12 protein-coding genes are annotated in these 12,660 nt (G+C 41.5%); 5 read left to right on the top strand and 7 right to left on the bottom strand.

Annotated features, from left to right (window positions below):
- The 3 genes from FEK29_RS14595 to rpsA form a co-directional block, all read right to left on the bottom strand.
- The gene (locus tag FEK29_RS14595; RefSeq protein WP_138259173.1) at positions 1-927 is read right to left on the bottom strand and encodes an aspartate carbamoyltransferase catalytic subunit; all 927 of its coding nucleotides are present in this window, start codon (positions 925-927) and stop codon (positions 1-3) included.
- A gap of 5 nt (positions 928-932) precedes the next feature.
- The gene (gene pyrR / locus FEK29_RS14600; RefSeq protein WP_138259174.1) at positions 933-1,472 is read right to left on the bottom strand and encodes a bifunctional pyr operon transcriptional regulator/uracil phosphoribosyltransferase PyrR; all 540 of its coding nucleotides are present in this window, start codon (positions 1,470-1,472) and stop codon (positions 933-935) included.
- Positions 1,473-1,597: 125 nt separating this feature from the next.
- The gene (gene rpsA / locus FEK29_RS14605; RefSeq protein ID WP_138259175.1) at positions 1,598-3,442 is read right to left on the bottom strand and encodes a 30S ribosomal protein S1; all 1,845 of its coding nucleotides are present in this window, start codon (positions 3,440-3,442) and stop codon (positions 1,598-1,600) included.
- A gap of 265 nt (positions 3,443-3,707) precedes the next feature.
- On the opposite strand from rpsA, the gene FEK29_RS14610 reads away from it, so the two are divergent.
- Positions 3,708-4,088 carry a LysM peptidoglycan-binding domain-containing protein gene (locus FEK29_RS14610; protein WP_138259176.1) on the top strand — a complete coding sequence of 127 codons (381 nt, stop codon included), beginning with the start codon at positions 3,708-3,710 and terminating at the stop codon, positions 4,086-4,088.
- A 44-nt stretch (positions 4,089-4,132) separates the two neighbouring features.
- On the opposite strand, the gene cmk is transcribed toward FEK29_RS14610, so the two are convergent.
- From cmk to FEK29_RS14625, 3 genes are all read right to left on the bottom strand, one after another.
- A complete protein-coding gene (gene cmk / locus FEK29_RS14615; protein WP_138259177.1) occupies positions 4,133-4,828 on the bottom strand; it encodes a (d)CMP kinase in 696 nt (231 codons plus the stop codon).
- 49 nt (positions 4,829-4,877) lie between these two features.
- Complete coding sequence (gene lon, locus FEK29_RS14620; protein WP_138259178.1) at positions 4,878-7,328, bottom strand: endopeptidase La; 2,451 nt, start codon at positions 7,326-7,328, stop codon at positions 4,878-4,880.
- A 185-nt stretch (positions 7,329-7,513) separates the two neighbouring features.
- Entirely contained in the window at positions 7,514-8,086 is a 573-nt protein-coding gene (locus tag FEK29_RS14625; RefSeq protein ID WP_138259179.1) for a sugar O-acetyltransferase, read from the bottom strand.
- Positions 8,087-8,194: 108 nt separating this feature from the next.
- Between FEK29_RS14625 and FEK29_RS14630 the strand changes: the two genes are divergently transcribed.
- From FEK29_RS14630 to FEK29_RS14645, 4 genes are read left to right on the top strand one after another with little or no spacing between them, the layout of a single operon-like run.
- Positions 8,195-8,749, top strand: coding sequence for an RNA polymerase sigma factor (locus FEK29_RS14630; RefSeq protein ID WP_138259180.1), 555 nt, complete (start codon positions 8,195-8,197; stop codon positions 8,747-8,749).
- Positions 8,749-9,309, top strand: coding sequence for a hypothetical protein (locus tag FEK29_RS14635; protein ID WP_138259181.1), 561 nt, complete (start codon positions 8,749-8,751; stop codon positions 9,307-9,309). Before FEK29_RS14630 ends, FEK29_RS14635 begins: the two co-directional genes overlap by 1 nt.
- Positions 9,290-10,384, top strand: a complete 1,095-nt coding sequence (locus FEK29_RS14640) for a DUF4097 family beta strand repeat-containing protein (protein WP_138259280.1) — start codon at positions 9,290-9,292, stop codon at positions 10,382-10,384. Before FEK29_RS14635 ends, FEK29_RS14640 begins: the two co-directional genes overlap by 20 nt.
- A 46-nt stretch (positions 10,385-10,430) precedes the next feature.
- The gene (locus FEK29_RS14645) at positions 10,431-11,156 is read left to right on the top strand and encodes a head GIN domain-containing protein (protein ID WP_138259182.1); all 726 of its coding nucleotides are present in this window, start codon (positions 10,431-10,433) and stop codon (positions 11,154-11,156) included.
- A 42-nt stretch (positions 11,157-11,198) separates the two neighbouring features.
- Here the strand turns inward: FEK29_RS14645 and FEK29_RS14650 are convergent, their stop codons facing one another.
- Positions 11,199-12,530, bottom strand: coding sequence for an MFS transporter (locus tag FEK29_RS14650; protein ID WP_138259183.1), 1,332 nt, complete (start codon positions 12,528-12,530; stop codon positions 11,199-11,201).
- Positions 12,531-12,660 lie beyond the last annotated feature (130 nt).

Consider the following 12,660-nt stretch of genomic DNA (forward strand, 5'->3'; position numbering starts at 1 on the left):
TTATTTAATTTTTGAAGCTAACAAATAAATGACCGCCATGCGAACGGCCACACCATTTTCTACCTGATTGAGTATGATGGACTGTTTGGAATCTGCCACATCACTTGTTATTTCCACGCCCCGGTTGATGGGACCCGGGTGCATTATTACGATTTCCTTGTCCAAACTGTCCAGCAACTTCTTATTGACCCCAAATTGTTGGGTATACTCCCTGGTTGTTGGGAAGTAGCTTATATCAAGTCGTTCGTTCTGTATGCGTAGCATGTTGGCAACATCGCACCATTCCAAGGCCTTTCTCAAATTCATCTCAACCCCTACCCCTAAGGATTCTATATATTTGGGCATCAAAGTTTTTGGGCCACAGACCTTTACATTAGCACCTTGCAGTTTTAGCGCAAAAATATTGGAAAGTGCTACCCTAGAATGCAAAATATCCCCAACGATGACCACGTTCTTTCCCGCAACATCGCCCAACTTTTCCCTGATTGAATAGGAATCCAATAAGGCTTGGGTGGGATGTTCATGGGCACCGTCCCCGGCATTTATTATGGAAGCCTTGACATGTTTGGCCAAAAAAATACCGGCCCCAGGATTGGAGTGTCGCATGACCACCATATCCACTTTCATGGAAAGAATATTGTTTACGGTGTCGATTAGCGTTTCCCCCTTTTTTACCGAAGACTGGCTTGCCGAAAAGTTCAGGACATCGGCGGAAAGTCTTTTTTCAGCCAATTCAAAGGAGAGCTTTGTTCGGGTACTGTTTTCAAAAAAAATGTTGGCAATAGTAATATCGCGTAAGGAAGGAACTTTTTTAATGGACCGATTGATTACCTCCTTAAAATGATCCGCTGTTTCAAAAATGAGCTGAATATCCGACTCGTTCAAATATTTTATTCCTAACAAGTGATTTACACTCAGTTCGCTCATTTGTACTATCTATTTATCAAATAAATTATGTCCTCCCCGTCATTTTCCTCCCACATCACTTTTACCTTCTCGTTGTCTATGGCATCCACCTGTCTACCTCTGTAATTGGGCTGTATGGGCAGATGTCTGCTGAATCTTCTGTCAATCAGGGTCAACAGCTCAACTTCCTTGGGCCTTCCAAAGGATTGCAAGGCCGTTAAGGCTGCATTGATACTACGACCTGTGTACAGCACATCGTCAATTAGAACCACCTTTTTATCCTCTACCAAAAAATTGATTTTCGTCTTGGTCGCCTCCAAGGTTTTTTCCCCTCTTCTAAAGTCGTCCCTGTAAAAAGTGATATCCAAATAACCAAGGTCTATATGTTTAACCTTGTATTCTTCCAATAAAATTTTAGTAAGCCTTTGGGCTACGTATATCCCTCTGGGCTGTATTCCGATTAATACAGTATTTTTGAAATCCTCATGGTTTTCAAGCAGTTGACAGGCCAAACGGTGAAGGATAATATTGATTTCCTTTTTGGAAAGTAGGACTTTTTGACCCATAATTCGTCACACATGCTTTAAGCAAAGCAAAAATAGGGAATTCTCCCTAATTATCTTTCCTAGTTTTTAGAAACAAAAAGGCCCGGTAAAAAACCAGGCCTTTGAATATTTAAAAGTCAAATGTATTACTTCTTCTTTTTGGAATCCGCTTCCATTTTATCCTTTAATGCTTGTAGCGCATCATTGGCATCCCCTAATGTTGGTTTTGCCTCTTCTGACGCTGCAGACTGCCTTTGGGCCGCTGCTTTTACATTGCGTTGTTCCTCTTCCCTGAAGATAGCAGTGTGGCTAGCTACAACGCGTTTGAAGTCTTTATTGAACTCAATAATCTTGAATTCTGCCTCATCGCCTCGGCCCAGTTTTTTGCCATCTTCCTTTTCAAGGTGACGCTGTGGAACAAAAGCCGTAATATCCTCGTTAAAGTCAATAGTAGCTCCTTTATCCACTACATCGGTTATGGCAGCTTTGTGAACCGTACCAACGGCAAATTCCTCTTCGTACTTATCCCAAGGGTTTTCAGTAGTTTGCTTGTGACCCAAGCTCAACTTACGTCCTTCCACATCCAATTCCAACACTTCAACTTCCAAGGTATCACCGACATTGGTGAACTCGGAAGGATGTTTGATTTTCTTGGTCCAAGAAAGATCGGAAATATAAATAAGACCGTCAATACCTTCTTCCAACTCAACAAAAACGCCAAAGTTGGTAAAGTTACGTACGATACCTTTGTGTCTGGAACCTACAGGATATTTGGAAGTGATATCTGTCCAAGGGTCCGGAGTCAATTGCTTGATGCCCAAAGACATCTTACGATCTTCCCGATCCAAAGTCAATACAACCGCTTCAACCTCATCCCCTACCTTCACGAAATCCTGAGCGGAACGCAAGTGAGTGGACCAAGACATTTCAGAAACGTGGATCAAACCTTCAACACCTTCAACAACCTCAATAAAGGCACCGTAATCCGCAATAACGACAACTTTACCTTTTACTTTATCACCGACCTTAATTTCATCGCTTAGTGCTTCCCAAGGATGTTTCTCCAATTGCTTAAGACCTAGTTGGATCCTGGATTTGTTTTCATCAAAATCAAGAATAACAACGTTCAATTTCTGGTCAAGCTCAACAACCTCGTTCGGGTGGTTGATCCTGCTCCAGGAAAGGTCTGTAATATGAACTAGTCCGTCAACACCACCAAGGTCGATAAAGACACCGTAGGAAGTAATGTTCTTGACAACACCTTCCAATACCTGTCCTTTCTCCAACTGACTGATGATTTCTTTTTTCTGTTCTTCGATATCGGCTTCAATAAGCGCTTTGTGCGAAACAACAACGTTCTTGAACTCGTGGTTGATCTTGACCACCTTGAACTCCATTGTTTTGTTCACGTATTGATCGTAGTCCCTGATAGGCTTCACGTCAATCTGAGAACCTGGTAAGAACGCCTCGATACCAAAAACATCGACAATCATACCTCCCTTGGTTCTACACTTCACATAACCGGATACGATTTCCTCCTTGTCATGAGCGGCATTCACCCTATCCCAAGCTTTGATGGTACGCGCCTTCCTGTGAGACAATACCAACTGTCCGCTTTTGTCTTCACGGATATCAATCAATACCTCTACCTTGTCACCTACCTTTAAATTAGGATTATATCGAAATTCGTTCAATGAGATGACACCTTCAGACTTGGCATTTATATCAATAATTGCCTCCCTATCGGTCAAATACACTACCGTTCCTTCCACTACTTCCTCATCGGCAGTATCAACGAAATTTTCGGCAACCAATTCTTCGAATTCCTTTAGCTTGGAATCGTCTACTCTTTCGATTCCTTGCTCGTACTTTTCCCAGTTAAAATTTTCCAAAAACTCCTGTGGGTCCTGCTTTGGGGTCTCCTGTGCAGTTTCTTGTGTAGTAGCTTCCATAGTTTCTTCTACTTCAGCCGTTGTTTTTTCTTCAGCCATGTGCTGATATAAAATTTGTATTCCATAACCCAATCAAGATGTAAGCAATGATCATGAAAGTTATTATTGATCTATTTTTTGTCCCTTTTCCATCTTGATTCGCTTGCTAAAAAAGGAGTGCAAAACTACAACTAAATTCCTTAATACACAACATGTTGAAATCCTTGCTATGCGCTGATTACAGTATTTTGTGAATTTGGAAAGGTTTTGAACAATAATTAGTACCTTAACCGCATAAATATTAACCGTTAAATTGAAATTAATTATGAGCGTAAAGGCAAAGTATCAACCCGTTTTGGACCTGGGGGAACAACTTGGTATCAAAGATGGAAATGTGACCGTTGAGGGCGATGTCCTTAAGGTTAAAGGAATGGCGAAGACCCAGTATGAGAAAAACATCATTTGGGACAAAATAAAGGAAATAGGTGGCGAAAGTCCGTCCGATATAAAAGCGAACATTACCGTAGAAGATGACTCCGTGTATCACAGGCATACCGTTAAAAGTGGGGAATCGCTTAGCAAAATCGCCAAGCACTACTATGGAGATCCTATGAAATACAAGCAAATTTTTGAGGCCAATACTGGCATTTTGAAGAATCCGGATCTCATCCATCCAGATCAGGTTTTGGTCATTCCAAATTTGTAAAATCAAAGAATAAAAAAAAACCGTCAGGAAATCTGACGGTTTTTTTATTTATTTTTTTCAATGACCCTAAGCGCATGTTCATAAATGCGCTCAAATTGTTGTACCAATCCCATATCACTGTTATCGAATTCAATGGCACCTTCCGCCTTTGTTAAAGGGGAATTTTCCCTGTGCGAGTCTATATAATCCCTTTTTTGAACATTTTCCAGGATATCCTCATATTTTACATCCTCGCCCCGATCCAGCAATTCCTTGTAACGCCTTACCGCCCTTTTTTCGGGGCTTGCGGTCATAAAGATTTTGAGTTCGGCATCGGGAAAAACAACGGTTCCAATATCCCTACCGTCCATGACCACACCTTTATTCTTGCCCATATCCTGCTGTAGGGCGACCAGTCTGGTCCTTACTTCCTTGATTTCGGCGATCTGACTCACATAATTGGAAACTTCCAATGTCCGAATTTGTCTTTCCACATTTTCACCATTCAAATACATTTCGGCAAAACCCAAATCCTGATTAAATACAAATTTCAACTCAATACTATCCAAATCCTCAATAAGACCTGCTGTATCAATTTCACCATCTACTACAAAGCCATTATTCATAGCATATAACGTTACCGCCCTGTACATGGCACCGGTATCTACATATATATACTCCAATTTTTTGGCCAGTTGCTTTGCCAAGGTACTTTTACCCGTGGAGGAAAATCCATCGATGGCTATGGTAATCTTATTCATTGAATGTTTTTATTGCCGATTCCATTTTCCAAGAGGATACAGAAATAGATTATAATTTTTTGGCATTTTTTACTTTCTGATTTGTCAACGCTATGTCGATTACTTCAGACATTTCAGTGACATAATGGAATGTCAACCCTTTTAGATAGGATTCCTTGATTTCCTTTACATCCCGTTCATTATCGGCACAAAGTATAATTTCCTTGATCCTTGCACGCTTTGCCGCCAATATTTTCTCCTTGATACCGCCAACGGGCAATACCTTGCCCCGAAGCGTAATCTCCCCTGTCATGGCCAAACTTTTCTTGATTCGTTTTTGAGTAAAAAGGGATACCAAGGAAGTCAACATGGTGATTCCGGCACTTGGCCCGTCCTTTGGGGTAGCTCCTTCCGGTACGTGTATATGCACGTTGTACTTCTCAAAAATAGACGCATCCAAACCAAACCTATCGGCATTGGATTTAATATACTCCATGGCAATTGTGGCCGATTCCTTCATCACCTTGCCAAGGTTTCCCGTAATACTCAGGTTCCCCTTACCCTGAGACAGAATGGATTCAATGAATAGGATATCCCCACCAACACTGGTCCAAGCCAATCCCGTAACCACGCCGGCAACTTCATTATTCTCATATTTGCTGCGTTCCATTTTTGGAGGCCCCAGCACTTCCTCAATATCCGCGGTGCTGATCTTTACATTATAGTCTTCCTCCGTTGCGATTGATTTGGCCGCATAACGCACCATTTTGGCAATTTGTTTCTCCAGCGATCGTACCCCGGATTCCCTAGTGTACCCCTCAACGATTTTCTCCATTTGGGGTTTACCGATCTTCAAATGACCGGAATTCAAACCATGTTCCTCCAGTTGCTTGGGTAGTAAATGCCTTTTGGCAATTTCAACCTTTTCCTCTATGGTATACCCGCTTACATTGATGATTTCCATACGGTCCCGCAACGCTGGCTGTATATTCCCAAGATTGTTCGCGGTAGCAACGAACATGACCTTAGAAAGGTCGTAGCCCATTTCTAAGAAATTATCATAAAAATCATTGTTCTGTTCAGGGTCCAACACTTCCAACATCGCCGATGATGGATCGCCTTGATGACTGTTGGACAATTTATCAATTTCATCCAATATAAAAACAGGATTCGAAGTACCCGCCTTTTTGAGGTTCTGAACGATCCTGCCCGGCATGGCACCAATGTAGGTCTTTCTATGACCACGAATTTCCGCTTCGTCCCGCAGGCCTCCCAAGGACATGCGGACATACTTTCTACCCAAGGCCTCCGCAATGGATTTTCCCAAAGAGGTCTTACCTACACCTGGAGGTCCATAGAGGCAGAGAATGGGGGATTTCATATCGTTACGCAATTTTAAAACTGCCAGATATTCTATAATACGTCGCTTAACATCTTCCAATCCGTAATGGTCACGGTCTAAAATACGTTGGGCCCTTTTTAAATCGAACTTATCCTTGGAGAATTCGTTCCATGGCAAATCCAAAAGCAGGTCCAAGTAGTTTCTCTGAATGGAATATTCCGCTACTTGGGGGTTCATACGTTGCATTTTGGCAAGTTCCTTTTCAAAATGCTCCTTTACTTTTTTGTTCCATTTTTTCTTCTTGGCACGTTCGCGCATTTCCTCAAATTCTTCATCATAGGAAACACCACCCAATTCCTCTTGGATGGTCTTCATTTGTTGATGAAGAAAATATTCGCGCTGCTGTTGATCCAAATCGCTCCGCACCTTGGACTGAATATCATTCTTCAGCTCCAGTTTTTGAAGCTCAATGTTCATGTATTTTAAGGTAGCCAAGGCCCTGTCCTGCAAACTCCCGATTTCCAATAACTCTTGTTTCTCCTTTACCGCAAGATTAAGGTTGGAGGAAACAAAATTTATCAAGAAGGAATCGCTCTGAATATTTTTGATGGCAAAAGAAGCTTCACTTGGAATATTTGGATTGTCCCTAATAATTCTCAAGGCCAGATCCTTGATGGAATCTATGATGGCCATGAACTCACTATTGCCCTTTTCTGGCCTAAGTTCCTCGGTTTCGCGAACAGTAGCGGTTATGTAGGGCTTTTTGGTAAGCACTTCGGCTATTTCAAACCGCTTTTTTCCTTGTATGATTACCGTGGTATTTCCGTCGGGCATTTGCAATACCCTTAAAATACGGGCCACGGTACCCAAAGTGTTGATATCCTTTATATCCGGGTTCTCCGTTTCCTCGTCCTTTTGGGACACCACCCCGATCACTTTACTACCATTGTTCGCATCTTTTATCAATTGGATGGACTTGTCCCTCCCGGCGGTAATAGGAATTACCACGCCTGGAAAAAGGACCGTATTCCTAAGGGGTAGGATTGGTAAGGTTTCCGGCAATTCCTCACTGTTCATTTGCTCCTCATCCTCTGCGGTAAGCAATGGTATCAACTCGGAATCCTGATCGATGCCCTGTAAGGACATATTGTCAAAATTTGAAAATTTAGAATCTCCCATACTCATATATCGGTCATTCTGTCATTAAATTAGACAGCAATTTTTTTATCGTTCAAATTTAAAAACCCTTGAAAGACCTTGCTAACAGGGTTTTTATCGTTTTTTAGTCTTTACTTCACCTCTATATTTCAATTCCTATGCCATACCTATAACAAATAATGATAGAAGTTTGGGATTAGAAAACATTATAGCTCTCTCAGAACCTTGCACGGATTACCTACGGCAACCGCATTGTTTGGAATACTCTTGGTAACTACACTTCCTGCACCAATGGTAACATTATGGCCAATTTCAACCCCGGGACAGATAACACTATTACCGCCTATCCATACATTGTCCCCTATAGTAACGGGCATACTTGAAGTAACGTACGAAGCACCATCCGAATTTTCAACTATCCTGTCCGAAGCCTTCAACGGGTGTGACGCAGTATAAATTTGCACATAAGGCGCGATGAGCACATTCTGACCGATACTGATGGCATTATCGTCCAAAAAGGTACAGTTCATGTTCACAAAAGTGCCATCGCCAATGGATATGTTGTTGCCATAATCGCAGAAAAAAGGAGATTCTATCCATACTCCCTTGCCGATACTCTTAAAAAGTTCAGACAACACCCGATATTTTTCCTCGGTCAATTCAGCATCCAAATTGTTGAATTCCTTCAAAAATCTTCGGGCACGGAAATACATTTCCAATAATTCCGGATCCCGGGAATTATAAAGCAGGCCCTGAAGCATTTTTTTTCTTTCAGTCATAAACTAAAAATTGATGAAGCATAAATACCGCTCAATTTAGAAAAACTTTTCGGCCAAAACTGTAACAATGGGTAAATTGGATCATCTCTTAGACAAACCAATCACTTTTTGAGCCAAAGTAAGGTACATATTGATGATTTATTGCAATCGTGCAAGGAAGGTAAACAAAGTGCGCAACTGGAGGTTTACAATCGGTATTACAAAGCCATGTACAACACGGCTTTACGGATCGTAAAACACAGTGCCGAGGCCGAAGACATTATGCAGGAATCGTTTTTAAACGCGTTTACGAAACTGGATACATTTAGAGGCGAGGTTACTTTTGGGGCATGGCTGAAAAGAATCGTTGTGAACAACAGTATTTACCATTACAAAAAGCAACTGAAAAAGAATGAAGTTGCGCTGGACGATTTAATGTACAAGGTCGAAGATAATGACGGAATTGCTTCGGATCATGTGTTTGCCGAACAAAAGGCTCAAAAAGTAGTGGAAACCATGAAACGCTTAAAAGACAATTACAGAATTTCTTTGACCTTACATTTGATCGAGGGTTACGACTACGAGGAAATTAGTTCCATAATGAATATGAGCTATGCCAATTGTAGGACCACCATTTCCAGGGCGAAGGAAAGTCTTAGAAAAGAATTATTAATTGCGAACTGATGGAAAAAGATAAACTAGAGGATTTGTTCAAAACACTCCAGGACCGTTTTGATACGGAAGAACCAGCTTTGGGGCACCAAGAACGTTTTTTGGCCAAACTGAACCAATCTAATGGCACCGTTTCAACGGCCAAAACTAAATTCAACTGGTGGAAGCCCTTGTCCATAGCGGCCTCCTTGGCCCTTATGGTCGCTTTGGTGTACCCCCGGTTAGACCTGAACAAATCCATAGAGGAACAAGTTGCCGAGATTTCACCCGAGGTTGCCAATACCCAGTTTTACTTTGCAAGTCTCATCGAGCAGCAAGTAAAGGAGTTGGAAGCTGAGGAAACCCCTGAAACAAGAAAAATAATTTCAGACACCATGGACCAGCTTAAAAAACTGGAACAGGACTATAAAATGTTGGAGAATGAGTTGTTAAACGGGGGTAACAGCAAATTGATCCTCAGTGCTATGATAACCAATTTCCAAACAAGAATCGATTTATTGAACGATGTTCTAAATCAAATTGAAACTATTAAAAATTTAAAAAATTACGATGATGCGAACTATACTATTTAAATACGGCCTACTTGTACTTTTGCTTTGTCCGTCCTTTTTATTGGCCGAAAACGGTGGAAAACCAACCGGAAAGTACACTAAGGAAAAAACCATAAAAAAGGAGTTCAATGTTAATGCCGATGCCCTTTTAAAGGTGGACAACAGTTATGGTAACCTAAATATTACCTCGTGGACAGAAAAGAAGGTCATGATCGAAGTCCATATTAAAACGAACGGTAACAACGAGGAAAAAGTACAGCAAAAGCTGGACGAGATATCGGTATCCTTTGATGCCAGTAGTTCCATGGTGTCCGCCAAAACGGAGTTCAACGACAACAAAAGCAGTTGGGGCTGGAGCTGGGGAAGAAACAACAATGTGAACATGCAGATCAATTACACCATAAAGCTTCCAATAAAAAACAGTGTTGACTTGGACAATGATTATGGTTCCATACTTCTGGACCGGATCGATGGGCACGCAAAAATTAGCTGTGATTATGGAAGGCTGGAAATTGGGGAACTACGGGGTAGAAACAATCAGTTGAATTTTGATTACACCTCTAATTCCACCATAGGATTTATGAACAGTGGCGAAATCAGGGCGGACTATTCTGGATTTACCCTTGAAAAGGCCGGAAACCTAAAAGTAATCGCGGATTATACCAACACCAAAATAGACCAGATGGAAAATTTGGATTATAGCAGTGATTATGGAAAAATGGAAGTTGGAAACGTGCGGAATATTCAAGGAAACGGTGACTACATTACCGTAAAATTGGGAAGTGTGCACGGTAATGTGGATATAGCATCAGACTATGGTTCCATACGTATTGAGGAATTGTCCGAAGATGCAGGGAATGTCAATATACGATCAGATTATACAGGGGTAAAAATTGGTTACAACGCCAATTATCATTTCGATTTCGATATTACCACTAGCTATGCAGGTGTGAGCGGAAAAGACGATTTTGTTATCAACATCAGTGAGGAAAAATCAACCTCCAAGCATTATAAAGGGTATTTTGGAAGTAAGGGAAGTGGAAATATGATTACCTTAAATAGCGATTACGGCAGCATCAGTTTTACCAAAAATTAATATCAATCAAAAGCTGAACGATGTTCAGTTCAAAATCAATTAAAAAATGAAAAAAATCACAACACTAGCCATTGTTTTGGCCATGACAGTTTCCTGCTCTGCACAATGGGGCAAAAGAATTAACGGTAACGGGGAACAGGTTACTATCGATAGAACTACCAGCGACTATGATGCCATTGGTGTATCGGGTTGGTTCGATGTGCACTTGGTAGAAGGAAATGAAGGTAAATTGACACTTACGGGAGAATCGAATTTATTGGAATATATTATTACAGAAGTGAAAAACGGAAAATTGGAAATCAAAACCGAAAAAGGGGTCAACTTAAAGCCTTCTTCTTGGAAAAATGGTATAACAATAACCGTACCCGTAGAAAGTGTTGATGCCATTGCACTCTCCGGTTCTGGGGATATTGTAGGGAAAACGACCATAAAAACGGACAATTTGGAAACGGCCATGTCAGGTTCTGGCGACATTATTTTGGATGTGGATGCCAACTCCGTACACGCAAGTATGTCGGGATCAGGGGATATCACATTGAGCGGTAGCACTAAGGATTTTCAGGCAACCATTTCTGGAAGTGGTGATATCAAGGCCTTTGATATGGAGGCCGATAATGTGGATGCTACCGTTTCAGGTTCGGCTGACATAAAGGTAACGGCCAATAAGATGTTAAAGGCAAGGGTTTCAGGTTCAGGGGATATTACCTACCGCGGAAATCCTGAGAAAATAGACACGAAAACGTCCGGTTCCGGGGACGTTTCAAAAGGATAAAATCAAATAGCGAACAATCAACAACTGTGAAAAGGCCTCTAATCAAAGGGGTCTTTTTAGTTGTTTCACCCTTGTAAGTAGCAACATACCCACCATGAAAAATATTCCCAAGAAAATAATGGCATTACGCATACTGCCGGTAAATTGGGCGATAAAACCATAAAGGAAAGTTCCTATGATAATACCTATTTTTTCGGCAACATCGTAAAAACTAAAAAAGGAAGTGGTATCCTTGGTTTCAGGAATGAACTTGGAATAGGTGGAACGGGACAGGGCCTGAATGCCGCCCATGACCAATCCTACGCATCCGGCAGCTATATAGAAATCCATCGGTGTAATCAAAAAATAGGCATATACACAGATAGCGACCCAAAGCGCGTTTACCACGATCAGGGTTTTTACGTTTCCAAAATTTTTGGAGGCCCATGCCGTTACCGAGGCCCCGAGAATGGCAACGATTTGAATGACCAAAATACTTACGATCAAGCCCGTGGTGCGTTCAGAATCCGATCCCCAACCTATTTCTTCCTCCCCAAAATAGGTCGCGATCAACATAACGGTCTGTACGGCCATACTATATACGAAGAACGCCCCTAAATACCTTTTTAATCGGGTTTGATTCCCTAATTGGTGCCAGACACCCTTCAACTCCCTAAATCCGTTCAGGATAACATTGGATCGAGCCCCTTCACGTTTATTACCTTTGGGTAAATAGTAAAAACTATATTGTGCGAAAAGTATCCACCAGAACCCAACCGAAACAAAAGAATATTTCATGGCCTTGATTTCGGCTACTCCACCATCACCGGAAGTGATTCCAAAAACTTCTGGTTTCATCACCATGGCGAGGTTCACCAATAACAGAAGAACGCTCCCAATATATCCTAGGGAAAACCCTTTCGCACTAACGGCATCCTGTTGTTCCGGATAGGCCACATCGGGCAAATACGAATTGTTGATGGCAAAACTTACCCAAAACCCCACAAGTCCAAAAAAGTAACAAAGCAATCCAAAATAGATGTTCTCCAAGGAAAACCAGTTAAGGCCAATGCAGGATAGACCGCCCAGGTAGCAAAAAAACTGCATGAACATTTTCTTGTTTCCAAGATAATCCGCAATGCCCGAAATCAAAGGGGTGATTATTGCTATAAATACAAAGGCCAAGGATGTGGTATAACTAATTAGTGGAGCCCTTGCGATTTCTATTCCAAAGACGGTCAACTTTTCTATCTCGGCCACCCTAAAAAGTGCTCCATAGAATATGGGAAAAACCGCTGATGAGATGACCAAACTGTAAACGGAATTGGCCCAATCATAGAACGCCCATGCGTTCAACAGCTTTTTACTTCCCTTTAAGACCAGCGTTCTTGCCATTATCGTACATCCACTCTGGGGTAGCCCACGAGACATTTGTTGGAAAAAATAATTTTTGGGGCTGGCCTTGTTTATCGTTTGGCGGTACCCTTAAAATAAAAGCCGTTCCTAAGAACGGCCTGAATATACA

Source organism: Maribacter aurantiacus (genome assembly GCF_005780245.1).
In the GTDB taxonomy this organism is placed as follows: Bacteria; Bacteroidota; Bacteroidia; order Flavobacteriales; family Flavobacteriaceae; genus Maribacter; species Maribacter flavus.

Coding starts and splice junctions, on each gene's coding strand:
- pyrR (WP_138259174.1), bottom strand. CDS start 1,472: ATGGGTCAAAAAGTCCTACTTTCCAAAAAGGAAATCAATATTATCCTT.
- FEK29_RS14650 (WP_138259183.1), bottom strand. CDS start 12,530: ATGGCAAGAACGCTGGTCTTAAAGGGAAGTAAAAAGCTGTTGAACGCA.
- FEK29_RS14595 (WP_138259173.1), bottom strand. CDS start 927: ATGAGCGAACTGAGTGTAAATCACTTGTTAGGAATAAAATATTTGAAC.
- FEK29_RS14645 (WP_138259182.1), top strand. CDS start 10,431: ATGAAAAAAATCACAACACTAGCCATTGTTTTGGCCATGACAGTTTCC.
- lon (WP_138259178.1), bottom strand. CDS start 7,328: ATGGGAGATTCTAAATTTTCAAATTTTGACAATATGTCCTTACAGGGC.
- FEK29_RS14610 (WP_138259176.1), top strand. CDS start 3,708: ATGAGCGTAAAGGCAAAGTATCAACCCGTTTTGGACCTGGGGGAACAA.
- FEK29_RS14635 (WP_138259181.1), top strand. CDS start 8,749: ATGGAAAAAGATAAACTAGAGGATTTGTTCAAAACACTCCAGGACCGT.
- FEK29_RS14640 (WP_138259280.1), top strand. CDS start 9,290: ATGCGAACTATACTATTTAAATACGGCCTACTTGTACTTTTGCTTTGT.
- FEK29_RS14625 (WP_138259179.1), bottom strand. CDS start 8,086: ATGACTGAAAGAAAAAAAATGCTTCAGGGCCTGCTTTATAATTCCCGG.
- rpsA (WP_138259175.1), bottom strand. CDS start 3,442: ATGGCTGAAGAAAAAACAACGGCTGAAGTAGAAGAAACTATGGAAGCT.
- cmk (WP_138259177.1), bottom strand. CDS start 4,828: ATGAATAAGATTACCATAGCCATCGATGGATTTTCCTCCACGGGTAAA.